The sequence below is a fragment of the Actinomycetes bacterium genome, from assembly GCA_022599915.1.
Classification (GTDB): domain Bacteria; phylum Actinomycetota; class Actinomycetes; order S36-B12.
In genome coordinates this window covers 63,482-89,787 of the sequence record JAHZLH010000052.1, presented here as the reverse complement: position 1 = coordinate 89,787, position 26,306 = coordinate 63,482, and the positions used below count along the sequence as shown (strand labels likewise).

Here is a 26,306-nt window from a genome sequence, read left to right as displayed (position 1 = left end):
CCGATCACCAACAGAGGTGATCGGGCCGCTGCTTTGTGCTGGGTTCGCTATTCTGCTGCCGTTTCGTCGGTGCCGAGTGCAACAACCTCGTCCAGAGATTCCTGGAGGCACCGAATCATTACGTCGTGATCGTAGATCGCGGCGGTATCAAGGTTCACCCCGATCTCAGCCTTGCCGTTGTAGGACATGAACGCCACATTGAGCGCAGCCCCACCCTTAGGAGCAAATGGCACCAGCTGACTGACCTCGGCTCCTGCCACGTACATCGGAATCGGTGGCCCCGGAACGTTGGTGGCAGCGACGTCGGTGCCTTTCATCATGCCCGCAGCCAGCGCGGTGGTTGCGCTGCGGGGCAAGGTGGTCAGCAGCCGGAAGATCGGTTCACTGATCTCTAGGGCAGGTTCAAGTCGCGCCTGCTGAAGCACCGGATGTAGTTCCTTGACCCGAGCAGTGGGGTCTTCCGGGCCGAGGGGTAGTGGGAACCGCATCGGTACCCAGCGATTCCCGCCACCAGCGGCCGGCTCGTCATCCTTGGGTCGCAGATTGATGGGCATGTTCACTCGAACAGCGGGGACATCGCTTAGCGATACGCCGTGCGACGCGTGGTATTTCGCGATGCCGCCGGCGACGATGGCCATGAAGGCATCGTTCAGCGAAGCGCCATTACGTTTGCCAGCTTGTCGGATGGCGTCGAATGGCGCTTCCAGGATCGCGAAATGAACCCCGAGGGAGCGTCCGCGCATCACCGGACTCATGGGCGCGTTGGCGGGTGCCAACACTCGGGTTGCCGAGGTCGTCCAGTCAACGCCGCTCTTGACCGTGCCGATGGGGTCAGACATCGTGCCAGTGACGATGTCTTTGCCCTTGCCGACAACACCCTTCGCCTGCTCCAGTGCGGTCTTCGCAGTGAGTTCCGCACCTTCCTGTAGGCGTTCGAGTGGATCCTCGGGGCCGGCAAACTCGATCTCCGGCAACTCCTGCGCTGGTCGCTGCGAGGGATCGTCAGTCAAGTCGAATAGTGACGCGGCCATTGCCATGCCACCGACTCCGTCCGTGATGGCGTGGTGGATCTTCATCACGATCGCTGCTTTGTTGCCCTTAAGGCCTTCGATCACGATGGCCTCCCACAACGGGCGGGCCCGGTCGAAGTCCATTTCGGCCACGTGTTCGGCAACGTCCATCACGTGGGCCTCGTCGCGGCTATTGGCAGCACGGCGGAACCGAACGTGATAGTTCATGTCGAAGTCATCGCTGGACTCCCAGCGGGGTGGGACCAAAGACATGGGATTGCCAACGACCCGGCGGCGAAGGGCTGGTACGCGGATTGTCATTTCCTCAATCCGCTGCAACAGTACTTTGCGGTCCGGCTTTTTATCCAGCATCACCACCAAGGTGATAACGGAGCGTAGAACCGGATCGGTTTCCACTCCCCACATGACGGCGTCAAAGACGCCCATACGGCTGTCGATCTTTTGTGACACAGCACACCTCCACTGCGAAGAATAGCCATCAATCTGCCATCCGTCCCGCCGAATCGAAATCGCGGTGGAACCAGTTCGGTAGTGGCTACCGATGCTGGGCCGAGTGAGTCGACCGAGCCCTCGCATGGGTAGAAGGTGACCTCGACTTTTCCTGGAGCGGCAGGTATTGCTAGGTTCAGCCTCATGAGCAACCTGGGCGTCGATGCGGAATCTCGATTCGGACCCGAAAAAGAGTTGCAGGAAGGCACAAGGTGATGTGCGCATGAAGAAGGTTCTTCTGGTCGTAGCCGCCACAGCTGGGGCAGTGGCTGGCTTGGCGCTTGCCCGTCGCCGAGGGGGAGAGTCCTCGGCCGAGGTTTCCCATCGTGCGTCGGAATGGGCAGATGCGGTGGGAGTCGCAGCCCATCGGGCCGCGGGTGGCGTCGGTGAGGTCGCTCAAAACGCTGCGGGGCTGACCGATAAAGCCGCGCAGCGGGTGTCGGACGCCGCCGCAACAGTGGGGGTGGCCGCAGCCGATGCTGCCGACGCAACCCAGAACGTGGCGGAGACCGCAGCAGATTCAGCGGCTGCCACGGCGAGCGAAGCTGCGGAGGTAGCCAGTTCTGCGGCGAACGAGACCGGTAAGAAGATCGAGCCCGGCAGTTAGACCGGCGTGCCGCCACGGCAGCCGTCACTAGGCGGCCACATCCTTTTCTGGGAAATCAGCGTCTAGTTCCCGCAGCGCGGGAACAGCCGTAATCGCGATAGCTGTGCAGATCAAGATAAGTGCGATACCGACGAATACCGGCTGAACTCCCAGTGCCGCAACCGAGGCTCCCGCGACAAGTTCACCTAGCGGTGGCGCTGCGTAGAACAGCGACAGTTGTATGCCATAGATTCGGCCATGTTGTGCTGCGGGAAAGCGCGTCTGCACCAGCGTGTTGACCAACGGCTCCAGCGGCCCCCAGGCCAGTCCGAGCAGAAATCCAGCAAATAAGAAGAGCCATACTGGGGGTAGGAAGGCCATGGGCACGTACGCGAGTGACGCACCACTGATGCACAGCAGCGCCAGTTTCCGGCGAGTGAAATGGGGCGAGATTCTGCCGTAGCCGAAAGCGCCAATCATTGCGCCTGCGGCCATGGCACTGATGACTAGGCCCATACCCCCGGGCTGTTCCAGTGCCTCGAAGTGCACCGGAAGCAATACCGCTTCCGTGGGCATGTAGATCATTAGCAGCAGAGCAACGACCAGGGTGAGCGCCCAGACCGCGCGATCCCGCATCAGGAGTCGCAGCCCGGAGGCTTGCTCCCCCGGGGTAGCGGGCGCTCCGTCGTCACCGGATGGCCCGGTAGCAACCTTGTTGGACACCTTCATGATGCTGATCGCGCCAGCAGCCAGGAGGAAGGCAGCGCAGCCGAACCACATTGCGGGCAAGGCACCGACAGTGGCGATAGCGGCAGCGCCAAGAACTGGTCCGAGCACCCAGCCCGCCATGAAAATACCCTCATGTAGCCCGTTGGCATCAGCCATGCTCATTCCGGATGCCCGAGCAGTGTCTGGGATGAGAGCCTTCCTCGCGGTGTAACCGGCCGGATCGAAAGCTGCACCCAATAGCGTGAGTGCGAAGATCACCCACAGCTCTAGGATTCCGAGTGCAGCTGCGATCGGGAATAGTGCCACCGAGACGGCACTCAGGAGATCGGAGGCCACTGAAACCGTCCGTCGACCGAGTCGATCAACCAGTCGGCCAGCGATCGGGGCAAGGAAGATGCCCGGCAGCCCGGTTAATGCTCCGGCAACACCGGCGGCTAGCGGAGAGTCCGTGCGTTCGAGGATCAGCCAGGGAATAGTCAACATCAAGAGTGCATTGGCGGTGCCCGCCAATAGGTTGGCGGACTGCAGCAGCACCATGGGGGTTCGGGCGCGCACAGGTCGAGCCTAGGCCCTGAATCCGAGTCGGCGCGAGCAGGCAGCGATGTCCGCTATGGTGCCCGATCAGGGAGATGTTCCTGTGCCCACAGCGCCGCTTGAACTCGATCGGCTACCCCGAGTGTCTGAAAGATCTGCGTGAGATGTGTCTTGACCGTCTTCTCACTGATGCCTAGCCTGCGTGCAATTGTGCGATTTGGCAGGCCCTCGGCCACGAGCGCTAACACCTCGGTTTGCTTGTCAGTGAGGCGAGTGGGTGCTGGGGCCGGACGTGTCCTGGCTTCAATCAGCGTTCGTGCTACCCGGGGATCGATGGGAGAGCCGCCGGTCGCTGCCGCGATGATTGCTTGGTGGAGAGTGTCGGGTTCAATGTCTTTCATGAGGTAACCAACCGCCCCGGCGTCAAGACTGGCCAAGATGCCCTCTCGGTCGGCGAAGGTAGTCAGAATTATGACGGCCGAACTCGGTGACTGGTCGCTAACCAGCTGCGTGCCAGCCACGCCATCTGTTCCCGGCATCGCAAGGTCCATCAGCACGACATCAGGCTCTAGTTCAGTTGCGAGTTGCGCGCCAGTTGCGCCATCACTGGCCTCACCAATCACTTCAATATCTGAGTAGGCGTCGAGCAGGAGCCGGAGGCCTTCCACCACGACTCGATGGTCATCGACTAGCACTACCGAAATCACAATTTCTCCATCCAGAAGTCAACCGTAGTGCCTGCCCCGGGTGCGGACCGGATTTCGAGTTGCCCACCGCTAGTTTGTGCCAAGTCAGTGATGATTCGCAGTCCCATATGACCGTCCTCGGCAACCCCTGGATCAAAGCCCCGACCGTCGTCCGTGATCTGAAGACAGATGAGGTCGGCTTGTTGCGCCAGCAATACCGAGACCTGGTCGGCCCCGGAATGTTTGTCGACGTTCGCCAGTGCCTCCCTGGCAATGCGATACACCACCGCCCGGGTGTGCGGGTCCAGATCTGGTAGGTCGGCGACATCGGCTGATACCGCGATCTGGGGTCCCAGGCCATCTAAGTGGTCGTAGATGGCGGCCGACAGTCCGGACATCTCCAAGTTTGGTGGATAGAGATCAACCAGCAGGCTACGTAGTTCACGCACTGCCTCCCGGGAGCGTTGGGAGGCCTGATCAAGCGCAATGGCGTCGCTGGTTGCCCCCTCTTTCACAGCCCGGTGGGATAGGGCGGCCAGGGTGAACGATAGGCCAGCGAGGCTCTGAACCGGGCCATCGTGAAGATCGGCCGCGATCCGGCGACGTTCGGTCTCGGTGGAGTCGAGAGCGTGCTGCAGCAGTGTCTGACGGGATTGTGATTCAGCACTGATACGTCGCGCCATCGCTATACCCAACAGGACCAACATCAGACCCAGCAACGCCACTGACCCCACTAGGATCGGAGCAAAGGAAAGCCATAGCGCACGAGCATCCAGCGTGAGCGTGTCCTGCAGTTGACTGATCTGGAACAAGTACTCCGCGCCGTCAGTACCAGCCACCGGCAGTGATACCTGCACGAGTTCCTGTGAGGGATCTAGGTAGCGATTTTCTGGTTGGCTAGGATCTACCGGTTCAGCTACCAAGTCGCCGGAAACGTCCTGCGGCAGCGGAAATTGCTCGCCCATAAGCCGGGGATCGTTGGAGTAGATGATCACGCCATCGGAGTTCCACAAGCGCACGTCGACGACGTCAGAGCCCTGCACTGATGAGTCAAGCGAAGCGTCTAGCTCCCTGATGCTGCTCACTTTTCCGGTAGTGAGTTTCGCGTCGAGCAGTGGGGTCACGACCGAGCGAGCCAGCCAGGTGGCAGCCGATTCTGCCTCACGGATTGACTGCTCCCGGGCCGCATTCATGGCAGCCAAGAGGCTCAATCCGAGTAGCAGTGCGATCCCGATTACTGCCGGGATGACGAACCGGAGCACTTCTCGGCGGAGCGAATCGGCGGGGTGCGGTCGACTGGAGTCACTCACCGGCTCTCCCTTGTCCGTTCCCGTAGCGACTAGTGTGGCGGGCTTTGCGGGTTGCCGGCCACCAAGAAGACTATGGGAGTGATCGCCCCGCCCCCACCGGCGGTGCGATCACTCCCATAGTTGCGCCGGGTTGTTAGGCCCGATTTGCCTGGGCCGACTTGGGGCCCTGTCCGTTGGCCTTGAGCTCCTTAACTGTGCTGCGGAACCAACTGCGGAGTTCTTTCCTGGCGCCCTTCACTGTGGAACGAGTTTCAACCACAGTTGCCTTTCGCGCCGCCCGCTCCGGGGCGACTGTGGTCTTGTACGCCTCCTTGGCCGTTGCCTTGTCATCCTCAGTGGCCTCGGAGTCAGTCAGAACCGCCTTGAGTGTTTTGCGATCCTCAGCGACGGCCAGTTTGAAGGTCCCCTGCGCACATCGCACCGATTTGGCGAAGTATCGATTCAAGTCTTTTCGCGCCTGGCGGCCTTCTCGGGCAGCTTCTTTGAAGTTTGCGACTTCAGTCGGTAACTCGGCCAGGATCTCTTGGGTGCGAACATCCGCAGCGGGATGATCCTCACAGTTCACTGGTGCTGCTGAGGCTGTCGGAGCCGCCAGTCCCAGCGACAAGGCGGCGGTGCCTCCTGCAACTACGAGATACTTTTTCATTGTGCGTTCCTCCTGCACTCGTGTGTTACTGGCTACGTCAGTAACTCAGTTGTCCCTGGCATTGCGCGCCAGAAGTTCGGTTCTGGGCCCGGAAGGCGAATAGGTCGGTTCCGGGCCGGTTGGGAGCGGGTCGTAGGATCCGCAACTTTCCGTTTCTTTTCGTTTTCTTGCCGCGCACGCGCTTGATGGCGCGGTCGTTTTGGGTTAGTTGGGCTGCCCAACGTTGCTTCGGCGCGCCTTGTAGTTGGAGACGAATAAGTATTCTCAGACCGCGCGCCTTGCCGGCCAAGGTCCAACTGGTGCCGTCGGGACACGTCCCCGAAGCCGTGATCACATCAGCGCCACCACGAGGTGACCGCGGATCAGGAGTGGCCAGGGCAGGGCTGGCTGGCAGCGCTAGGGCAGCGGCGGTTGCCGCTGTCGCCGCGAGGGTGTGCATCTTTGCCATTGACAAATCTCCGTTTCTTGATCTCATCTTCGGGTGACTAGTTACCCATCTCAATAGGACCTTGGTCCTAGGACCTCACCCGAGCGCGTGACGCACGTGACGATTGCCGCCCAGGTTCAGGTGTAGCGGTGAGTGGAGGCGAGGCGTTAGTTAACTCCAGATGTGAATCACCTCGGCCAATGCGGGGCGGTCTTCAACTGCGATCACGAAGGTGGTGCCGAGATCATTACGGTCCATGATGCGTCCTTTCCAGGGAACGAGGTGCTGTCGCCAACTTCATAACCAGCGATGGCCGGGCTAAACGCCTAATCGCGAGATTTCTCACTGCTAGCTAACGTGGGGGGATGGACTTACCTGAATCCGGCAACAGCAGCGGCGATGCGAACGATATGGAACCGGTCATGCCGCCGGGATCGCAGTACTCAGTTCGACTCCCGATGGCTATGGCCTACGCAGCCACTCAGCATGCCGCCCAGGTGCGTAAGGACCGGCAGCAGACGCCGTATATAGGTCATCCGATGACGGTGTCTGCCCTGGTGCTGGAGCACGGTTGGGGAGACTCACGATTCACCGGTGAGGCCGAGGACCTCGCGATTGCGGCATTGCTGCATGACGTAGCTGAGGACACCGGTGGCGAAGAGAAGATTGCTGAAATTCGTGCCATGTTCGGTACTCGCGTGGCAGATGTCGTGCAGGCGGCGAGTGACAGTCTTGTTGCCGATGCGAGCGATAAGGCGCCGTGGCGGATTCGCAAAGAGGATCACGTCGCTCGGGTCACCGCACTGGCTGCACCTGATGAGTCTGGACAGCCCCGCGATGCTGGTGCCTGTCTGGTCATCGCTTGCGACAAGCTGCATAATCTGACTGCAACTGCGGCGGGTGTGGCCGATGCGGGTGATGGGCACCTCGAACTTTTCTCCGGTGGCGTTGCCGGTACGCGTTGGTACTACGGCGCAATGTATGCGGCGCTGCGGCCAGCGCTGTCGCCGAGGTTGAGTGATGCGATTCGAGTTCAGCTTCCACTTATCGGTGCGCCGGTGGAGTAGCGGGAATGGTCGAGGCGCGGAACGCTTGCGCTAGTCAGCGGCTGTTCCTCGCGTTGTTGCTGCCGGATAGCGCCGCTGCTGACCTGCGGAGCCGGTTGGCACCGCTGCAGCAGCGAACTGAGAGTCAACTGCGGTGGCGTTCCCGACGGCAATGGCATGTCACTGTGGCTTTCCTCGGGCAGCAGCGGATGGATCAGCGCGAACTCATCTGCCGCAGTGCTGCCGGGGCTGCGCAGATGACCACTGTCGGGCCGCTGCGATTGCAGGGATGCGGTCGATTCAACACGGCGCTTTGGGTGGGCGTTGACAATAAGGATTGGCTCGCTGAACTTGTCGATCGACTCAACGCCAGACTGATCGATTCAGTTGACTCGCATAGTTTTCAGGGACATGTGACTGTCGCTCGCAGCCGGCACCGCATGATGCCGGAGGACTTTGTTGCGCAACTGCACGACTATTGCGGTCCCGAATGGGTCCCGGATCGACTGATGTTGATGCGTTCCGTTTCGGGTGCAGCCCCGTACTACCAGCCGTTGCTGAGTTGGCCGGTTCCGCGATAGCAATCGTTTCCGTTACTACAGCGCATCCACCGCACTTGTTGCCTAGAGTCCGGTTATGCCGGTCGAAATTGATCCCACTGGTCGTGGGTTGGAAGTTCGTGATCCATCGGGAAATCCCATCGTCATGGACCCCCCTAGTCCGCTCGTACAGATCACTAGTCCAGGAGGCGCTCGGGCCACTTTCTATCCCGAGGTCGGCTTCAACTTGGTGGAGTGGTGGGTACCGCAAGGCGACAAACTGGTTCCGATCGTCCATGCCGAGCCAGATGTGCTCTCCGGAGGTAGTGGCACTCGCAGTGGTATCCCGATTCTGTTCCCCTTCCCCAATCGGATTGCGGGAGCAGCGTACGAATTTGAAGGACGGGAGTATCACCTGCAACCAGCCCACGAGGGGGATCCGAATGCGATTCACGGCTTCTGCGCCAAAGCGCCGTGGCGTGACTACACGGCGGTTGATGACAACAGCGTGGCAGCCACTTTCAGAATCAGTCGGGATGCACCCGATCGTGCGGCGGAGTGGCCAGGAGACTTGGAACTCCGAATCACGTTCACCTTGACAGATCGCGCCCTTCGTATCGCGGCCCTGGTGAGCAATGTCGGGGAGACGGCTGCCCCCTTTGGCCTGGGGTATCACCCCTACTTCACTTCGCTGGGAAATAATTCCGTTAACGAACTCCTCGTGGAATGTCGGGCAGACCGGTATTGGGTCTTGCAGGACTCCATTCCCACCGGTGAAACCCGCCCAGTTTCGGGGGACACCGATCTGCGCAGCGAGACCGTCCTTGGTGCTCGCGTTCTCGATGATGTACTCACTGGGCTTCGGCACTTCGTGCCCGATGCCGACGGTCTGAAACGACGAGCAATCATGACTGGTTCGGCCGCGCAGTTGTCGATTCGGTGCGATGAGAATTTTCGGGAGCTGGTTGTCTTTACACCAGCCAATCGGCAATCCTTTGCGATCGAGCCTTACACCTGTCCGACAGATGCGGTGCATCTTGCTGCGACGAGCAAAGATGTCGGTTGGCGAGTTCTACAGCCGGGCGACAGCTGGCGAGGCATCGTGGAACTTGACGCCTACCCTCGCTAGGGCTGCGGGCTAACTACGAGCCCGTGCGTCACGGACCAGGCACCGGACTCAGTGTCACTTCGCTACTTCAAGATGCTGCTGCACTCGGCCCCTGTTCGCCGCAGGATTTGAGCGACCTCAGTCAGGGTTTCAGTGGTGAAGTTCTCGTAGATTTCAATCAGACCTTGGTAGGCGATAACGGCACACTGCGAGGCGAGATCGGCGCGAGCGTCGGCGGCCTTGAGTTTTTGAGCATCACTGGCCGCACGTTTGTCGGCCTTTTCCTGGAGTTCCTCATACTCTTTGCGGTCCTGGGTGATCTCTTGGGCCTGCTGGTTGAGGTCCTTTTCGGTGCCCTTTAGCTGACTCTTGAGTGCCTTCAACTCTTCCTGCAATTTGGCAATTTGTTGGGCGTCGGTCGCCAACACGCCACCTGCAGCGACCTGCAGCGCTTCGACCTGTTGTTGGAGGGTGGTGATCTCGTTCTGGGTCTCTTCCACCAACGACTGATAGCGGTTGTTCAGTGTTACTGCGAAGATCACCAGAATTACTGTCAGCACAGATAGGGCAACGGTGGCGATCTTGAAGCCGGTCAGCTGATTGCGATTGGACTCGGCAGCCTCGTCCAGTTTTTGCTCCAGCTCGGGATCATAAGACGTGGCAGCGCTCGGCAGCGGTGGGCTATGTGGTGGCGGCAAATCTGGCGGATTAGTAGTCGTGGGGTTGGCGCCGAGAGCCACGGTGGGTGGCATGGCGATCGTGGGCGGCACCTCAGCGGGTGGACTACTCGGTGACGGTGGTGCAGGTAGGTCGGTAGGTGGCTGCTCGGAGGGAACGGGTGTACCAGTTGGCGGACCATCAGGGGGAGGTGGAGCAGGAGATCCAGCCGGCGGGCCGGCAGGCGGGGGTGCTGCTGGCAGATCGGCGGGTAGTTGCTGCGGTGCCGGTGATCCCGTGGGTGGCCCAGACGGTGGTGGCAGATCCTCCGGAGCTGAATCCCCGTCGCTTGGCGGTGGTGGCATGGACATGTGGCCTCCCGTTTGAAGTCCGGTATTGAGCCTAGCGACCAGCGAGCGAAAATCGTGGAGCCGCTGCCGGGAATTCTGTGCCCACGTGGTCAGGTGTCGGAGTTGTCGGCAGAATCAGGGTTGCACGATTGATTGAAGGAGAGCGAGTGGTGAGAAGCGTAGGACGGGATTCCCAGTGGAGTCTGGGATCGACCGGATCGTTGTTGTCGATTGGATCCACTGGATCGATGTTAAGCATCGGCTCGGTAGGTTCCGTTGGTTCGCTTTGTTCCATTGGCTCCGCACTCTCGGTCGGATCAATGCTGTCCTCCTGCTCGATCGGCTCGACAATGTCGCATGCGAGCAGTGGCGCTGTGATGGATTCGAGCACACACCAAGGAGCCCTGCCGACGTGGCGGACCGCAACTGTTGTCGCTGTCGCCTGTCTGGCGGGAGTTGCTACGGCGGTAGCGTTCAGCCGGGACTAGCGGGGGTCGGTGGCCGGCGTCGGACTGGTAATCTAAAAGTCACCCTGGCCCCCGTAGCTCAGGGGATAGAGCGGTGGCCTCCGGAGCCATGCGCGCAGGTTCGAATCCTGCCGGGGGCGCATTTTTCGGTAAAGATCACCTCTAAGTAGCGGCGGCAGCCCGCACTGCTTACTGCGTCACCAGTCTGACTGGCTCAATGGGGCGGCGACGGTACTAGGCTGAGAACGTGATGGATTGGCAGATTCGAACGGTCGAACCCAACGATGTGGCTGAGGTAATGGCCATGATTCACGAACTCGCGATCTATGAACGTGAGCCGGATGCCGTGAAAACTACTGCCGCGGATCTTCATCGAGACTTGTTCGTGGGTGATGCCACACCTCACGGCTCTCCCGCCATCTATTGCGACGTCGCGGTCTCATCGGATCAGCCCGATCAACTGCTGGGCATGGCGCTGTGGTTTCTATCTTTTTCCACATGGGAAGGAACCCACGGTATCTATCTCGAAGACCTGTACGTGCGGCCTGCCGCACGCGGTGAAGGAATCGGTAAGGCGCTGATCGCCGGACTGGCTCGACGGTGTGTCGCCGCAGGCTATGCCCGACTGGAGTGGTCGGTACTCGACTGGAATGCGTCCGCCATCGGCTTTTATCGCGCCATCGGTGCAGTGGGTATGGACGAGTGGACTGTGCAGCGCCTGACCGGACCTGCACTCGCCACGCTCGGTGGCAGCGATCGATGATCGTAGGCACGCTGATCAGCGTCAGTCCTTGCAGCGACTCTGATCCAGTATGGCCATGACCGTTCTAACGCTTCAGCAAGCCAGAGCCGCATTGGCGCAGTCTCCGCAGATTGCGGCTCGACGTTTGTTGGGTGCTCAACTGCACGGCACTGATGGGGTGATTGTGCGGATTGTTGAGGTCGAAGCCTACGGGAGTGTCGGTGAGGACCCGGCCTCGCATGCTTACCGCGGCCCGACTCCCCGCAATGAGGCTATGTTTGGACCGGTGGGCTCGCTGTATGCCTATCGGTCCTATGGAATTCACGTGTGTCTGAATGTGGTCGCCCACGAGGCGGGAGCGGCGGGCGGTGTGCTGCTGCGAGCCGGACAGGTCATGGCAAACCGGGAAGAAGCTAGACGTAGTCGGCCGCACCTCGCGGCCAAGCAACTGGCTAGTGGCCCGGGCCGACTAGGAGAAGCCGTTGGCTATTCGGTGGCTGACGCTGGCATGGACTTGCTGACTAACGGATTGCTGCAATTACCGGCTGCACCGGTAGCAGAGGTTACCTTGGGGCCTCGCGTGGGAATCAGCAAGGCAGTAGACCAGCCGTGGCGGTTTTGGATAACTGGCGCCGAGGAGGTCACTCGGTATCGCGCTGGAAAAAAACTCTCATAAGGCCCCGGGTCGGTATCGCCCGGGATGTGACTATCGATTGGGGCAGTGAATAGTTATCCGAATGGCTCTGCTCCGCTGTGCGACTGCGAATCGGCTGGCTGCGGAGTAGCGTCGAAGTCGTATGGACCGCCTGGCAGATTCATCGCTCAGCGCCGCGATCTTCACCGACACGGCGCTTGACCCGTTGCCCGAGCGCGCGACTGTAGTCGTTGTGGGCGGTGGGATTATCGGCTCCAGCATTGCCTACCATCTCGCAGCGACAGGGAGCTCCGACGTTCTCCTGCTAGAGCAAGGGGTACTGACCAATGGCACCACCTGGCATGCCGCTGGACTAGTGGCTGGGGCGCGGGCGACAACCGCCCTCACCGAAATCAGTCACTACGGTCGTTCCTTCTACCAGGGTCTGGCTGAGCGATCAGGGATCGACGTTTCCCTTACTACCTGCGGCTCCTTGAGTGTTGCCCGACAGCCTGACCGGGTACCTGAGTTGGAGTACGGCTGTGATGTTGCGAACGCCGCTGGAGTAGCGGCGGAGTTGGTTGAGCTTGATGAAATTCAACGACTGTGGCCGCTTGCTGCCACTGCCGGGCTGCTGGCGGGGCTGTACTTCCCGGGAGATGGCTACGTCAACCCGGGCCATGCCAGCATCGCATTGGCGAAGTGCGCAGCCGAGTTGGGTGTAGTGGTACGGGAAAGAGTTGCCGTTACCGAAATCAAAACATCGGCAGGTCGTGTTACTGGAGTGGCCACCTCTCGCGGTGACGTTGCGGCTGACACGGTGGTTTTGGCCTGCGGCCTGTGGACTCGGGATCTGGCGGCAGGAGTCGGGGTCCCGGTGCCGTTGTATGCCGCCGAACACGTGCACGTTCGGTCAGGCCCGTTGCAGCCCGATCTGAAAGGGCTACCAGTCCTGCGGGACATGGACAACAGTTATTACATCCGCTCGGAAGCCGATCGATTATTGGTGGGGGCCTTCGAACCACTTGGACTGCCGCGACCGGTAGCGGAGATTCCCAGCGACGGCTTCGCGCAGTTCCCGCCCAACTGGGAACACTTCGCGCCGATCCGTGTCCAAGCAGAACGAGCGGTACCGGCGCTACTGGGCACTGACTACGACCGATTCATCAACGCGCCGGAGAGTTTCACACCGGACACAAACTTTTTGATGGGTGAAACCGCTGAAGTTGCCGGACTGTTCGTAGCAGCCGGGATGAACTCGCAGGGCATCATCTATGCACCCGGCGTCGGCAAAGAACTGGCAGCCTGGATCCACGGTGGTGCGCCACAGTTCGATTCCGCAGCGGTGGACGTGCAGCGGTTTTCACCGCAACAAAGCAACCGGCGCTACCTGCACGAACGGACTCGGGAAAGTTTGGGCCGGCTTTATGCCATGCACTGGCCGAACTACCAGTCGGTGACCGCGCGCAATCTTCGCCGGACACCACTGCATCACCGACTCGCCGACTTAGGTGCGGTCTTCGGTGAACTCAATGGGCAAGAGCGAGCGAATTGGTACGGCGATATCGCGCTGGCCGAGGCCTATAGTTTCGAGCGACCCGGCTGGTTTGACTACGTCGCGACGGAGCATCACGCGGCTCGTTCAGGAGTCGGCCTGCTTGACCTCAGTCCGTTCGCCAAGTACGAAGTGGCAGGACCAGATGCACTGGTTGCCTGTCAGCGGGCAACAACTGCGGATATCGACCTTCCGATTGGCCGCGGTGCCTACACGCTGTTTCTGAACCAAGCTGGCGGGATCGAACTTGATGGCACGGTGACCCGCCTAGGTGAAGAGCGCTTCCTAGTGATTGCGCCATCGTTCAGCCGGCACAAATCACTGTGGCTATTGCGCCGCCGCGCACAGGGACTGGCGGCTTCGGTTTTCGATGCCACCTCATCTTTGGCGACAATCGCAGTCGTTGGCCCCCGCAGCCGAGAACTGCTGTCGTTGGTGTCACCGAACGACTGGTCCGATGACGTCCAGCCCTACTACAGCGGTCGACAGGTGGAAGTCGGCGACGGTTATGGCTTCGCATTACGAGTCAGTTTCACCGGTGAACTCGGCTACGAGATCTATCTTGATTCCGATATTGCGGTCAACGTACTCGATGCGATGTGGCGGGCGGGTCAGTCATTAGACGCACGGATGGTCGGGTACTTCGCACTGGATTCACTGCGATTGGAAAAGGGCTATCGCCACCTAGGCCACGACATCGGGCCGCCGGATGATCCCTACACCGCGGGGCTCGGCTTCACTGTCTCGCTCGGCAAGGACGTCAGTTTCGTCGGGGAGGAAGCGGTTGCTGCCATCGATCGCACGACCCTGTCGCAGCGCACCGCGTACGTCGCCCTGACAGATTCCGATCCGATGCTGTTTCACGATGAGGTCGTCACCCATGACGGTCGACCGGTCGGTCGGATCACCAGTGGTGGATATGGTCATACGCTCGGCCGGGCGGTAGGCATCGCTCGCATCGAGCGAGGACTGGATCTTGCTGGTGACTTCGCGGTGGTGAGTAGAGGGCGACTGCTTTCCGCTGAAGTGTCAGCGAAACCCTTTTACGATCCCGGTAACGAGCGGGTTCACAGTTAGGCGTTAGGTGATCCGTGGAAAGGATGGGGTGAGATGACCGCGCACGATGTGGTCGTTGTCGGTGCCGGGTTGGCTGGCCTGAGCGCTGCTCGCGATCTGATGAATGGCGGTGTAGATGTCGTTGTCGTCGAGGCGCGCGCTCGAGCGGGTGGGCGAGTTGAACAGACCAGTACTGCTGATGGTCGGCTGGTTCAACTGGGTGGTGAGGTAATTGGTGACTTCCACACTGCCTATCGGGAGTTAGTGGCGGAGTTAGGTCTGACCATTGTTCCAAGTTTCACCGATATTCCCGGCGTGGATACCTGGCTCACCAAGGAGGGGGTAACTCTCGGCGACGACATGCCGTGGCTCTCCGATGACGATCGTCGCTGCTACCAGCGGGTGGAGGCGGACTTCGCCGCCCTCACGCAAACTGTTGATCCCGATGACCCGTGGAGCCATCCAGATGCGATCGCGCTGGATCGGATCTCGGTCGGTGACTGGCTGCGTTCCCAGGGTGCCACCACCAATGTCGTTCGGGCGCTGGAACTGCGATCACTCGGATTAGCGGAGGATTCAGTTGAACGACGCTCGTTACTCGCCGATCTGCGTAAGGAAGCAGTGGCCGGTGCTACCGGGTTCTACAACTACGACGCTTGGGAGAAGGCCAAAGTGGCCGAAGGGTCAGCCACAGTGGCGCTGCGGATGGCCGCAGAATTGGACTATCGGATCCGGTACTCCAGTCAAGTTGTCACGATTGATGTGTCCGCGGCTGGCGTGACGGTCATGCTGGCAACTGGTGAAATCCTGACGGGTACCGACGTTGTCTGCGCGCTACCTGCTGGACCAGTGCGGGATATCCAGATCAGTGGCGTAAGTAGCGAGCGGTTGGACGCACTACGTCGTCACCAGCACGCATCGGCAGCCAAGTACGTACCGGTCTATCCCGACTCTTTTTGGGAACGCAACGGTCAGAACGGCACCGGCTACTTCGAAGACACCTTGTTGGGCGGGACATGGGTTCAGAATGACGGCATCTTGTCTGCCCTCGTCCCGGTCAATCGATTGGGCCCGTACTTCGCCGCTCCCCGGCACCTACGCGAGGGAATGCTGCGTGATGAGTTGGCGCGGGCTTACGGGGCGGAGGCACTCGCAGTATCGGAGGTCTTTATCCGGGACTGGGCCGTTGATCCATGGACGCAGGGATATATCACTGCCTGGCAGCCCGGTGAACTCACCGCGATCGGACCGCAGCACGGTACTCATGAGCCACCATTTTGGGTGGTGGGTTCCGACCAATGGGTCTGTGGCTACATGGAAGGTGCGGTGCGGACCGGCCGCGCGGCAGCCCGGGAGATGTTGGCTCGTGGCTAGCGGCTGTCGTAACGGCTGGCCCGGCGCGAGTGGGTAGTACGACCAGCGATCGCTCCAGTATCACGATCCACGCAACAATCTTCGATAGCCTCCTGCGCAAGGTGGGGAGAGTTCATGAGTGAGACGGCAGTCCAGGTGCGAGCGGTAACACCAGGTGAGATTCCCGCGGTCATCGACATCGTCGAACCGGTGGTGCAGGCCGGAGAAACCTATGCGGTGTCGCCGTCGCTGACCAGATCTGAAATCGAGCAATGGTGGTGCGCCCCAGCGCATGAGGTGCGGGTCGCGGTTGTCGGCGACCAGGTTGTGGGGAGTTACTACCTGCGGGCAAATCAGCAAGGACCCGGCAGCCATGTCGCCAACTGCGGCTACATCACTTCCGCCACATATGAAGGTCAAGGCATTGCCCGGCAGATGTGCCGCGATTCGCTAGCGGTGGCCCGGGAGCGTGGTTTCTTGGCGATGCAATACAACTTGGTGGCGATGAGCAACCTGCGTGCGGTGAAGCTCTGGCAAGATATGGGCTTCGCTGAAGTTGGCCGGATTCCGCAAGCATTTCGATTGCCGGCAGGGGAACGGGTGGATGCGCTGGTGTTATTCCGCAGCCTGAAGTAGCTCAGCCATCTTGTCGCGGACCAACTCAATTGCTCGCATCGGCCGCAGCATGACCTTGAAGTCTGTGATTCGGTTTGCTCGATCCCAACTGATCATGTCCACGCCGTTGACATGCACACCGTCCACCTCAGCGACAAACTCCAGCACCGCATCGGAATCACCCACTACTTCACGCACGTAGCGAAAAGTGTCGTTACCCAAAACGTGCATGGCGCCGGTCAGATAGAGTGTGACGAGGTCGCGGCCCTCTTGCGGCCGATGGACTATCGGAGAGTGAAAGGTGGCGTCTTCGGTCAGCAGATCTGCCAACAACAATGGGTCGCGGGCCGCAACCACTCGGTGCCAATGGGCTAACGCGTCCGGTTCTGCGATCTCTTCAGTCACAACGTCAGCCTAGGGTCAATCAGGGCCCAGCGGGTAGTCGTAACTGCACTCACCTGGGACAGTGACTGACCCGAACGTCGAGAGTGGAAACGGTCCTTGTTTCAATAGAGGGGCTATGAGTGCTTCCCCAACTTCTCCTGTCCAGTCCGCTGTGCCTGATCAATCGCCAAGGTTCGCGCGGGTTCCCACCGGCAACTACACCACCATCGTGGTGGTGTTCGTGTCGCTGCTGCTGATCTCCAATATCGGTGCGGTGAAATTGATCGAGTTCGGTCCGTTCTCGATTGGGTCCTGGGAGTTTCCGATCATCACTGATGGCGGTGCCTTCCTGTTCCCGTTGGTGTACATCGTGGGTGACGTGCTGGCGGAGGTCTACGGCTTCAAGGCAGCACGCAAGGCCATCTTCCTGGGTTTCCTCATGGGCGCGCTGGCTGCGCTCACTTTCTTCCTGGTGCAGATCTCTCCGCCCGCAACCGATTGGCCCAATCAAGAAGCGTTTGAGGCCGTGCTCGGCTTCGTTCCGCGGATTGTGCTCGCCAGCTTGTGCGCCTACCTGGTGGGACAGCTAATCAACGCCTACGTCTTGGTATGGATCAAGAAACGTACCAATGAGCGCTATTTGTGGGTACGGCTTTTGGGCTCCACTGCTGTGGGGCAACTCGCTGACACTGTGGTGTTCTGCACGATCGCGTTCTACGGCATCATCACTGGGGCAGAGTTCCTCAACTACGTTGTCATCGGCTACTTGTACAAGACGGCAGTGGAAGCCATTCTGTTGCCGGTCACCTACCAGGTGGTCCGGATCGTCAAGCGCGGTGAACCAAGTTACGCCGAATCGGAGCAGCCGAATCAGGTGGCCGCTGACCGGTCGTAATACCGACCGAGAAACTCATTGCGGAATTCATAGAAACTTCCGTCCGCGATGCTGGCTCGGATGGAGTCCACCAACTTCACGACGTAGTGCACATTGTGGATCGTGGCTAGCGTCGAGGCCAGCATCTCCTTGGCCTTGAACAGGTGGTGCAGGTAGGCCTTGCTGAAGTTCTTGCAGGTGTAACACTCGCAGCCTTCTTGCACTGGGCCAAAGTCCCAGCGATTCGGTGAGCTGGTGATATTGAATCGGCCGGTGTCAGCAAACAGCGAGGCGTTGCGGGCCACCCGGGACGGAGTGACGCAGTCGAAAGTATCGGCGCCATTTTCGATGGCGGTGAACAAATCGTCCGGTTCGCCGATCCCCAGCAAGTGGCGCGGTTGACTCTCCGACAACTCACTGGTCACCCAGCCAACAATTTGACCTAGTTGTTCCTTCGCTAGCGCGCCACCGATGCCGTAGCCGTCGAAGCCCAACTGCCCTAGATCGCGAGCCGCCTCGCGACGCAGATCCTCGTACTGCGCTCCCTGGATGACACCGAAGAGGGCTTGATAGGGCCGGTGGCTACGTTCCTCGGTAAGCCGCCGGTGCTCAACAACGCAGCGTCGCGCCCAAGCCGCCGTGCGCTGTAACGATCGCTCCTGATATTCCCGAGTGTTCATCAGAGTGGTGCACTCGTCGAAAGCGAAAATGATGTCCGCCCCGATTTGGTGTTGCACCTGCATCGAGACCTCGGGAGTGAAACGGTGCATGGAGCCGTCCAGATGAGACTTGAACGTGACTCCGTCGTCATCAACGTGAGCCAACCGATCCTTGCCCTCGGCGATGACGTCGTCATTGGCAACTGAAGTGACATCCATAGCCAATACTTTCTTGAATCCCACCCCCAGCGACATCACCTGGAAGCCACCGCTGTCGGTAACCGTTGGCCCGTCCCAACCCATGAAGACGCCCAATCCACCGGCTTGATCGATCAAGTCTGGACCGGGCTGCAGATAGAGGTGGTAGGCGTTGGCGAGTACCGCTTGCGCCCCGGTGTCGGTGAGTTGCTGTGGCGTGGCCGCCTTGAGGCTGGCTTTGGTGCCCACCGGAATGAATGCAGGTGTTTGAATATCGCCGTGGGGGGTGGTGATCAAGCCCGCGCGCCCCAACGTCGGACCGCCCTTGGTGCTGGTTAGCCGGTCGGAAACCGTGAACTCGAACATGCCCTCATCATGGCAGCGAGATGCTCGGTGATCGTGGCGCGGGGGACTACCAGCCCTCAGTGCCGGGCGCTCCCTTATAGGGTCCGGCGATCTTTGACGTGGGCCAGTCACCGTAGAAGCTGCCCGCCAACGGAGTGACAGTTTCCCCATCCACCTCGCAGCGGGTCACCCGTTGCGGATAGAAGGAGATCATCCCGGCCAGTGATTCATAGCCGGGAGATGGATCCGGGTACCACCAGCAGGCATCGCGGGCCTGCTGAGTGCCGCTATCCACGTCGCCATAATGAGCCTGCCCTTTGAACTCGCACCAACTGCGGCGAGGATTCGCGGCGATAAGGTCCATGCGGACATCATCGCGCGGCAGGTAGTAAGCCGGCGCGTGCGCAGTTTCCAAGATTCGTTTGGCCGCGCGAGTTTCGGCGACCAGCACGTCATCCAGCCAGACCCGCACCAGCTCGTCACTGGAAATCAGAGCAGGCGGGCGGGGGTAGTCCCACACTGACTCCTGCCCCGGCTTGGGGGGTTGCGGTTTGGGTCTGCGCACACCCTTAGTGTCCGGCACTTCAGCCGTACTGCAACTCGTCTGGCTCTACCGCCAGCGGCAAGATCCGCAGTAGCCAGGGGCTAGCCCATCCGTGCCCTGGCGACCGTCGCGCTACTTCAACTTCGCTTGATCGATGTCCCGTTGAATCGGGGCCTCGCTGAAGGATGCCAGCGCCTCATTGATGTCCTCATCGATATCGAATTCGTCCGCATGGCGCTTCTCCCACCACAACCAGAGCGCCAAGCCCAGCAGAGTGATCCCGCCAGCAACTGCGGTCAGCACGACTCGAGTGGATCCCACAGCACTGCCGTAGATCGGAGTCATGACCAGCACCACAGCGGCGGAGACGAGGGTCTGATTGAGCCAGTTGGGTTCGCGAACGACAAAAGCAGCCACCAACAATATTGATGCGATCATTAGGCCTAGGCCGTCGGGCGATCCGGCCGCAATGGCCAGACCAGCGAGGACAACACCCACCACCGTGCCCAACAGTCGATGCCCTACGCGTTGGGCGAGTTGTGCCCCAGGTTTGGGAACGGCCAAGATGAAGACGGTCATGGGCAGCCAGTAGCTTTGCGGATTGTCCAATAGCGACATGAGCAGTACCGCCACTGCGGTGGTGCCGCCAACCAGTAGGGCGAAAATCCCGGAGCGGCGTTCGTCGAGAATGGGCGGGGCCATACGTTCCGGTGCGCCCAGTTTCCGGGCCAGCAGCATGCCGTTGATCGCGCCGAGGACGATCGCAATGATGTAGGCAGTGGAGTTGAAATCGTCCACGCCCGGTCGTGCTACGCAGAAGACCACTGCGACGATTGCTAGCGGCATGTGGAGGCCACGACGGGCCTCCCAGCCCACGGCGAGTCCCAGCAGGATACAGACTGCTGCCCACCAGGCAGAACCGTAGAGGCTGTAGCCAGCGAAAGCGGCCAAGGCTAGCGCCGGCAAGAACTTCAGCATATTTTGCTGTCCTGCGGCACTGGTGATGAGCAGGCCGGCCAGACTACCGATAGCTGCGCCCGCGGCCGCCGATACCGATTCACCCCCCAGCCAATACCCCAGGAGGGCGGGAACAGTAAGCAGTAGTAAGACGATGACAATGGCACCAACGAACTTCTTGGCGAAACTCGGTTTCCTCTCCTGCCCAGTGCTATCGCTGGTGGCGTCCGCGGCAGTCACGTTGCGATCCCTTTCTGTTCAACTACTACTCACGCTGGTGGGAGCGATCCGAGTATCAGCCACCTGCTAAGAGGTGGCTGTCACGGATCTAACAATCATCAGCGCGACTGAGCAATCGCCACCTTATCCGTTGGGCGCGGCGCACGCGGGTGGTGAGACCACACTTTCCCCATTGCCCAGGCCGCAGCCAAGGAGATGTTGGTGCGGCGGGGCACCTCAGCGCAGCAGGTTCCAGTCCGACCAGACCAAATTGTGGTCCGACCCGCGATACTCCGGATCGAATTCCCCGTTGGCGAGTACACGTAGCGACACCCCGTACTTGATCGGCCGCATTCGTTCGGCGGCAAAGATGTAGTCGATCCGAGGCGGATCCTTATACGTGGTGGGTTTCTTGGGCCACGATCCATTGCTGAAGAAGTTGCCAGTGGAATATTGCGCATTCTTCTTGTCGGCTGCGGTGAATCCGTCGGCGAAGCCATCGTTAGCCAGAATGCGCTGTGGGCCTGCCGGGTAGCGCGCCTGGTAGGAGTTCAAGTCACCGGCGAAGATCAGCGGCAAATTTTCGTACCCCCACTCAGCGGCACGTGCCTTCATCCAGTCAGCAATCACCCTGGTCGATGTCTGCCGTGCTTCTTCCGCGCGTGTACTTATCTCGGAAGTTAGGTGAACCGATACCGCGAGGAAGGGCTTCTGGGTAGGCAGATGCTTGAGCAGCGCCCAACTGAAGCCGCGATTCCCGATGTCCTCCCAGCTGACGGGGCCAGTGAGCGACATCGGTGAAATCATGCCGTAGCCCGGTTGGCCATCGGGAAGATCGAGTGGCGTGGCGCGGCTGCGACGAAAGAGGATGCCGGTGCTGTTCAGACAGTTCTCACCGCAGTCGCCGACCTCCGGTAGCAGGGTGTAGCCACTGGAGTTCATGGCCGTCGCGACGTCAATGCGTTGACTGCCGAAGTCCGTTGCCTCTTGCACGGCGAGGACATCAGCCTTCGCTGACTTCATCGTAAGGAAGACAGCATCCCGACGCTCGAACCAAGCAAGTGGTGAGTTGGGGCAGGTGTACTTGCAGATGTTGTACGTCGCCACTTTGAGTCGCTGTTTCTTGCTGGGCTTCGGAGCCCGGTCGCAGATACCGACGGTCTTCTTATCCAGTTTGCGGTACTTCTTGTCCTTGCCGTGCTTCTTGTAGCCATCGTCGGCGTCGTAGGCCGCACTAGCCATCCCCTTCTTGAGCAGTCGCTTTCCCAAATCCTTGCCGGATGGATTAGCGACAAAGCGAAGCTTGACGCCATTTCTTTTGCGTTGCCCTTTGGGTGGTTTGCTGGTGGTGAACCCATTTGCAATGAAGCGGTCCGTGAACTGCTTGGCCTCGGAGTAGCCGCACTCTCCCTGGGTTGGCGCGATGACGCCAGGAAGTCGGATCTTATTTACGTTACCCAACTCAATGGTGTAGCCGTTGATCGCCGTGCCAGATTTTGGCGACGAGCCGGCAGTGGCCGGTGCCGCGACAGTAGTCAGTGCAAGGCCGATTGCCAGAGCGATGCCGATTCCAGTCTTGCGAAGCACGCGAACCCCTTGTTATTCCCCAGGTGCTGTCGGTCAGTGATCGAGGTCTGGACTCATTGTGTTCCGGACCCGCTCCTGCCACCATACGTGCCCGAATAGGAGTTTCCCACCCATGGCAGCGGTTTGGCGCTAGATTTGCGCCGCCGCAGGGCGGACTTTGTTGGTAGCTCTTACCTGGGTCCGCTGTCTGCCCAGCTGCCCCGGCTGGCGACCCGGACATGCGACGGCGGGGCCCACCCGAAGGCCGACCCCGCCACTGGTCGCTAGGTCAGCAGTCGTCGCTGCGGATGGTGCCGTCCGGCATCGTCGTATTGCAGAGTCTTGTGCCGGACAGGTCCGCGTTGGTCAGGTTCGCGCCGGTCAGGTTCGCGCGGGTCAGGTTAGCGCCGGACAGGCGCGCGCGGGTCAGGGTCGCGTCGAGCAGGGTCGCGTCGAGCAGGGTCGCGCCGATCAGGTCCGCGTTGGTCAGGTTCGCATCGTACAGGCGCGCGCGGGTCAGGGTCGCGTACCGCAGATTCGCGTTGGTCAGGGTCGCGAGGGCTAGGTCCGAGCGGAACAGGTTCGCGCCTTTGAGGTTCGCGTCGGTGAGGTTCGCGTACCGCAGGTCCGCGTTGGTCAGATCCGCGTTGCCCAGTTTCGCGCCGGTCAGTTTCGCGCCGGTCAGTTTCGCGCGGTCCAGGGTCGCGCCGGTCAGGTTCGCGTTGCCCAGTTTCGCGCGGTCCAGGGTCGCGCCGGTAAACTCTCTACAGCAGCTGCGATGAGGCCCTTGCATAACGGCGAACAAGCGCTTAGCCAGGCGAAAAATTCCACAATGGCCCCGTTAGCTCAGTCGGATAGAGCGACCGCCTCCTAAGCGGTAGGCCGCAGGTTCGATTCCTGCACGGGGCGCAGTCTCCGCCTCACCGTTACCGCACGCAGGAGTGCTCATTCTCCCTATCTATCGGCGTCCCTGGTGTTCCAGGTGCTACCTATCGTTATAAGAAATTTGGCGGCGTCTAGCGGTTTGCGTTCCGTCCACAATTCGCGACTGGGCGACTGTGGTGAAGTCATGAGCAACCGCCATCAACAGAAGCCGCGGTGACTTCTGGCGGAGGGTAGTGACACTGATTGGAATGGTCGTGTTCACCCGACCAGATCCTCAGATGGACGCCAGCCTAAACCAGGCAAGCGGAGACGTAAACATTGTTTACACGGCGACAAGGACAGGGAGTGGGCCTGAGGATCGTGACTTTCCCCTTTGTTCAGCCTCATGCAGTTTCGGTCGTGTGCTGAGGCCCACTCACCACCACACTGCCCTCACCGACAATTAAAGGGAGGAGCATCGCTGCTCATGAATAGGTACCCCGAAACGTGTAGGGGCCGGCACTTTTCCCGGCGTTGTTCCGCAAGGGCCCCTGAGAGGGCTCCGAGTTGCCCTTTGACGGCCCTGTTCCTTCCCCGGCCAGCCGAAATCCGCCGTTGGATTCGGGCCCACCACGACTCAAGTTCAGTTCACCGCCGCCCAGCACCAACGTCCTACCCAGCCCGGCGCCGTATCGGGCGTCGAAGTCGATCTGCCGTGCGATCGGGGTCCCGGTGTGTCCTTCGTTAACGCTCTCACTTCCTGCACACCCGTCCTTCACCCCCGACCGGAGCGAACGGTCCGGGGGACCGGCTAGGTCGATTCCTGCGTCTCATCGGCAGCCGAGCCGGCAACCGCTCCTGCCACCGATGGCGGGGAGTAGTCCCGCAACGGCCCGCCCAGAGCAACGACCGCATAGATCAGCCAGAAGATCATACCGACGTGCAACACATCGTTCTCGGAGAAGTAGAAGCCGGTACCGGTGGCCCACAGAGTCTGGGTGAGCCCGGACGCGAAGTAGGCGAAGTAGGCCACCTGTACTACCACGAGCAGCAACGCAGCCCAGATGATCCGGGCGTACAACGGGTCGCGTGATTGCCGATATCGCACTATCGCAATGACAAGGACCGCGATGATGCCCGGCACCGCGAAGAGTATGAGCAGCTCGAACGAGAGTAAGAACTTGCTCGGCAGCAGGACACCCAGCGCCGCCACCACCAGGTACGCCACCGCATTGAGCACCGAGTAGCCGATGAACCAGGTCCGCGCCGGAGCCCGGGTGCCCGCATAGGCGATCGCAATGAGCATGCAGCTCACACTGACCGCCTGAGAAACGCTGAAACCGACCTCGAATCCGTTCGTGAACAGGCACTCCTGCCTGCCTGCGCACTTGAGCTGGAAGCCGAAGGCCTGGAAGCTCACCCCAGCCGAAGCGGCGCCCAGACCGCCAATGATCAACGCGATACCGAACCAGGACCGGGACCGCTGCCCCGCCCGGGTCACCAGGAAGTAGATTCCCGCCACAATCCAGAGCAGGGCGAGGAAGAAGACCAGGAAACTACCCAGCGGCTGGTTGACCACTACGTCGCCGACTTGCACACATGGCTGCTGCTCGCACCACTCCTGCGGCGTGATGGCTGGATCGTAGGTGAGCTCATCGAGCGCGCCGCACCCGGCCAGCAGGATACTGGCGAGCCCCAGCAGAGCGATCAGCCGGGAACGCGAGGCAGCCATAGCAGAAGCCTTCCAATGACGACGCCCGGTGTCATCTCCTGCACGTGTCGGGGTGGAACTGGCAGACTCCCTAACATGCTCGCAGCGCAACTGGTTGGCTTCGGCGGCCCGGGGAATCTCGTCCTGACCGACGTCCCCGATCCCGAGCCGGGGCCCGGCGACGTGCTCATCGCAGTGGCTGCCGCAGCGGTGAACAACACCGATATCAACACCCGGACCGGCTGGTACGGCTCGGGCGGCTGGAGCGGGGCCGTGACGCTTCCCCGGATCCAGGGAGCCGATGTCTGCGGGCGCATCACAGCGGTCGGGCCCGGGGTCCCGGCCGAGTGCATCGGTGAACGGGTGATCGTAGAACCCGTGCTGCGCATGGTGCATGGCACTCGCATGCAGCCGCCCTGGTATCTGGGCTCAGAATGTGACGGCGGGTTCGCCGAGCTGGTCCGGGTGCCCGCTACCAACGCGCACATCGTCCACCGGTCACTGTCCGACCTGGAGTGGGCCAGCTTTCCGTGCTCGTACTCGACCGCGGAGAACCTGCTCACCCGGGCGAACGTCGGCACCGGCGACGATCTCCTGGTCACGGGTGCATCCGGTGGGGTCGGCTCGGCGGTCATCCAGCTGGCCCTGGCCCGGGGGGCTCAAGTAACGGCCGTGAGCAGCCCTGGCAAAGCTGCAGCCGTGCAGGCGCTGGGGGTGGACTCGGTTCTCGACCGTACCGATGACCCCGGCCAGGACCGCTTCGACGTAGTCGTGGATCTAGTCGGCGGCGAACGATGGCCGATGCTGCTGCAGGCGCTGCGTCCCCGAGGCCGCCTCGCAACGTCGGGCGCAGTGGCCGGCGCTGAGGTGTCACTGGACCTACGCACGTTGTATCTCAAGGACCTGAGTCTGTTCGGCGGCACGATCATCGACGAGGGGGTGTTCACCGCACTGGTACGGCGCATCGAGGATGGCGATATCGCGCCATTGGTAGCGCGCTCCTATCCACTCACGCAGATCCACCAGGCTCAGGCCGACTTCACGGCCAGGGCCCACGTCGGCAAGATCGTGCTCTCAGTCTCCGCTGCCTGACCCCCGGTGGAGCAGGTGGGCGCGATACCTATTCATGAGCAGCAACGCTCATCCTTAATCCGTGGCTAACCGACCTGGGCCAGGCTTCTCCCCAAAGAACCCGGCCGCGTTCCGAGAAAGCGCGTGACCAAAAGCGGCTAAGCGAAAGGGTCTCGCTTGGGGCTCTATGGACTAGATGGGGCTGCGACCCTAGTGAGACCTCCCCGTGGGTTCCTATCCGCCCAACACCAGACTTGAACAAGAGAATCGGGAATTGAAGCGCAGCCCTCGGCCTGACACCCCGCGAAAGTAGTCACGGACTGGCCAAGCACACTGGACGCATCCAACGTTTCT

26 protein-coding genes and 2 tRNA genes are annotated in these 26,306 nt (G+C 60.9%); 14 read left to right on the top strand and 14 right to left on the bottom strand.

Translation table 11 applies throughout. The features are described from left to right. Positions 1-47: 47 nt before the first annotated feature. Positions 48-1,481, bottom strand: a complete 1,434-nt coding sequence (locus K0U62_08695; GenBank protein MCH9801588.1) for a WS/DGAT domain-containing protein — start codon at positions 1,479-1,481, stop codon at positions 48-50. Between the two features lie 262 nt (positions 1,482-1,743). On the opposite strand from K0U62_08695, the gene K0U62_08690 reads away from it, so the two are divergent. Beyond that, positions 1,744-2,127, top strand: coding sequence for a hypothetical protein (locus tag K0U62_08690; GenBank protein ID MCH9801587.1), 384 nt, complete (start codon positions 1,744-1,746; stop codon positions 2,125-2,127). 27 nt (positions 2,128-2,154) lie between these two features. Here K0U62_08690 and K0U62_08685 read toward each other — a convergent pair whose 3' ends face one another. The 5 genes from K0U62_08685 to K0U62_08665 all read right to left on the bottom strand — a co-directional run bounded on the left by K0U62_08685 (position 2,155) and on the right by K0U62_08665 (position 6,459). Continuing rightward, a complete protein-coding gene (locus K0U62_08685; GenBank protein ID MCH9801586.1) occupies positions 2,155-3,390 on the bottom strand; it encodes an MFS transporter in 1,236 nt (411 codons plus the stop codon). 53 nt (positions 3,391-3,443) lie between these two features. After that, positions 3,444-4,076, bottom strand: a complete 633-nt coding sequence (locus K0U62_08680; GenBank protein ID MCH9801585.1) for a response regulator transcription factor — start codon at positions 4,074-4,076, stop codon at positions 3,444-3,446. Beyond that, positions 4,073-5,365 (bottom strand): sensor histidine kinase, encoded by a 1,293-nt coding sequence (locus tag K0U62_08675; protein MCH9801584.1) that lies wholly within the window; start codon positions 5,363-5,365, stop codon positions 4,073-4,075. The genes K0U62_08680 and K0U62_08675 overlap by 4 nt, the downstream gene beginning before the upstream one ends. A gap of 133 nt (positions 5,366-5,498) precedes the next feature. Next, positions 5,499-6,011, bottom strand: a complete 513-nt coding sequence (locus tag K0U62_08670; protein ID MCH9801583.1) for a hypothetical protein — start codon at positions 6,009-6,011, stop codon at positions 5,499-5,501. A gap of 37 nt (positions 6,012-6,048) precedes the next feature. Beyond that, a complete protein-coding gene (locus K0U62_08665) occupies positions 6,049-6,459 on the bottom strand; it encodes a hypothetical protein (GenBank protein ID MCH9801582.1) in 411 nt (136 codons plus the stop codon). 344 nt (positions 6,460-6,803) lie between these two features. On the opposite strand from K0U62_08665, the gene K0U62_08660 reads away from it, so the two are divergent. The 3 genes from K0U62_08660 to K0U62_08650 are packed head-to-tail and all read left to right on the top strand — an operon-like array spanning position 6,804 to position 9,152. Beyond that, the gene (locus K0U62_08660; protein MCH9801581.1) at positions 6,804-7,505 is read left to right on the top strand and encodes an HD domain-containing protein; all 702 of its coding nucleotides are present in this window, start codon (positions 6,804-6,806) and stop codon (positions 7,503-7,505) included. Positions 7,506-7,510: 5 nt separating this feature from the next. Continuing rightward, the gene (thpR, locus tag K0U62_08655) at positions 7,511-8,065 is read left to right on the top strand and encodes an RNA 2',3'-cyclic phosphodiesterase (GenBank protein MCH9801580.1); all 555 of its coding nucleotides are present in this window, start codon (positions 7,511-7,513) and stop codon (positions 8,063-8,065) included. A 55-nt stretch (positions 8,066-8,120) separates the two neighbouring features. Beyond that, positions 8,121-9,152, top strand: coding sequence for an aldose 1-epimerase (locus K0U62_08650; GenBank protein ID MCH9801579.1), 1,032 nt, complete (start codon positions 8,121-8,123; stop codon positions 9,150-9,152). 62 nt (positions 9,153-9,214) lie between these two features. On the opposite strand, the gene K0U62_08645 is transcribed toward K0U62_08650, so the two are convergent. Beyond that, on the bottom strand, positions 9,215-9,883 hold the full coding sequence (locus K0U62_08645) for a hypothetical protein (protein ID MCH9801578.1): 669 nt from the start codon (positions 9,881-9,883) through the stop codon (positions 9,215-9,217). A 65-nt stretch (positions 9,884-9,948) separates the two neighbouring features. Here K0U62_08645 and K0U62_08640 point away from each other — a divergent pair, with 65 nt between their 5' ends. The 7 genes from K0U62_08640 to K0U62_08610 all read left to right on the top strand — a co-directional run bounded on the left by K0U62_08640 (position 9,949) and on the right by K0U62_08610 (position 16,581). Next, a complete protein-coding gene (locus K0U62_08640) occupies positions 9,949-10,188 on the top strand; it encodes a hypothetical protein (GenBank protein MCH9801577.1) in 240 nt (79 codons plus the stop codon). Positions 10,189-10,673: 485 nt separating this feature from the next. Then, a tRNA-Arg gene (locus K0U62_08635) sits at positions 10,674-10,745 on the top strand. 110 nt (positions 10,746-10,855) lie between these two features. Next, positions 10,856-11,368 (top strand): GNAT family N-acetyltransferase, encoded by a 513-nt coding sequence (locus tag K0U62_08630; protein ID MCH9801576.1) that lies wholly within the window; start codon positions 10,856-10,858, stop codon positions 11,366-11,368. A 49-nt stretch (positions 11,369-11,417) separates the two neighbouring features. Next, the gene (locus K0U62_08625; GenBank protein ID MCH9801575.1) at positions 11,418-12,023 is read left to right on the top strand and encodes a DNA-3-methyladenine glycosylase; all 606 of its coding nucleotides are present in this window, start codon (positions 11,418-11,420) and stop codon (positions 12,021-12,023) included. Between the two features lie 121 nt (positions 12,024-12,144). Beyond that, positions 12,145-14,613 carry an FAD-dependent oxidoreductase gene (locus tag K0U62_08620; GenBank protein ID MCH9801574.1) on the top strand — a complete coding sequence of 823 codons (2,469 nt, stop codon included), beginning with the start codon at positions 12,145-12,147 and terminating at the stop codon, positions 14,611-14,613. Between the two features lie 33 nt (positions 14,614-14,646). Next, a complete protein-coding gene (locus K0U62_08615; protein MCH9801573.1) occupies positions 14,647-15,966 on the top strand; it encodes an FAD-dependent oxidoreductase in 1,320 nt (439 codons plus the stop codon). 114 nt (positions 15,967-16,080) lie between these two features. After that, a complete protein-coding gene (locus tag K0U62_08610) occupies positions 16,081-16,581 on the top strand; it encodes a GNAT family N-acetyltransferase (GenBank protein ID MCH9801572.1) in 501 nt (166 codons plus the stop codon). Here the strand turns inward: K0U62_08610 and K0U62_08605 are convergent. After that, positions 16,561-16,953, bottom strand: a complete 393-nt coding sequence (locus K0U62_08605) for a nuclear transport factor 2 family protein (GenBank protein ID MCH9801571.1) — start codon at positions 16,951-16,953, stop codon at positions 16,561-16,563. The genes K0U62_08610 and K0U62_08605 overlap by 21 nt on opposite strands. A gap of 127 nt (positions 16,954-17,080) precedes the next feature. Between K0U62_08605 and K0U62_08600 the strand changes: the two genes are divergently transcribed. Next, complete coding sequence (locus tag K0U62_08600; protein MCH9801570.1) at positions 17,081-17,839, top strand: queuosine precursor transporter; 759 nt, start codon at positions 17,081-17,083, stop codon at positions 17,837-17,839. Here the strand turns inward: K0U62_08600 and tgt are convergent. From tgt to K0U62_08575, 5 genes are all read right to left on the bottom strand, one after another. Then, the gene (tgt, locus tag K0U62_08595) at positions 17,815-19,041 is read right to left on the bottom strand and encodes a tRNA guanosine(34) transglycosylase Tgt (GenBank protein MCH9801569.1); all 1,227 of its coding nucleotides are present in this window, start codon (positions 19,039-19,041) and stop codon (positions 17,815-17,817) included. The genes K0U62_08600 and tgt overlap by 25 nt on opposite strands. 46 nt (positions 19,042-19,087) lie before the next feature. Further along, complete coding sequence (locus K0U62_08590) at positions 19,088-19,585, bottom strand: DUF427 domain-containing protein (GenBank protein MCH9801568.1); 498 nt, start codon at positions 19,583-19,585, stop codon at positions 19,088-19,090. A 111-nt stretch (positions 19,586-19,696) separates the two neighbouring features. After that, entirely contained in the window at positions 19,697-20,761 is a 1,065-nt protein-coding gene (locus tag K0U62_08585; GenBank protein ID MCH9801567.1) for an FUSC family protein, read from the bottom strand. A 216-nt stretch (positions 20,762-20,977) separates the two neighbouring features. Beyond that, positions 20,978-22,327, bottom strand: a complete 1,350-nt coding sequence (locus K0U62_08580; GenBank protein MCH9801566.1) for an endonuclease/exonuclease/phosphatase family protein — start codon at positions 22,325-22,327, stop codon at positions 20,978-20,980. A gap of 268 nt (positions 22,328-22,595) precedes the next feature. Then, positions 22,596-23,111 (bottom strand): pentapeptide repeat-containing protein, encoded by a 516-nt coding sequence (locus K0U62_08575; GenBank protein MCH9801565.1) that lies wholly within the window; start codon positions 23,109-23,111, stop codon positions 22,596-22,598. 30 nt (positions 23,112-23,141) lie between these two features. Here K0U62_08575 and K0U62_08570 point away from each other — a divergent pair. Further along, positions 23,142-23,215 (top strand) — tRNA-Arg (locus tag K0U62_08570). Positions 23,216-23,981: 766 nt separating this feature from the next. Here the strand turns inward: K0U62_08570 and K0U62_08565 are convergent. Then, positions 23,982-24,902, bottom strand: a complete 921-nt coding sequence (locus K0U62_08565; protein MCH9801564.1) for a hypothetical protein — start codon at positions 24,900-24,902, stop codon at positions 23,982-23,984. 75 nt (positions 24,903-24,977) lie between these two features. Here K0U62_08565 and K0U62_08560 point away from each other — a divergent pair, with 75 nt between their 5' ends. Then, positions 24,978-25,973, top strand: coding sequence for a zinc-binding dehydrogenase (locus K0U62_08560; GenBank protein ID MCH9801563.1), 996 nt, complete (start codon positions 24,978-24,980; stop codon positions 25,971-25,973). The last annotated feature ends 333 nt before the right edge of the window (positions 25,974-26,306 follow it).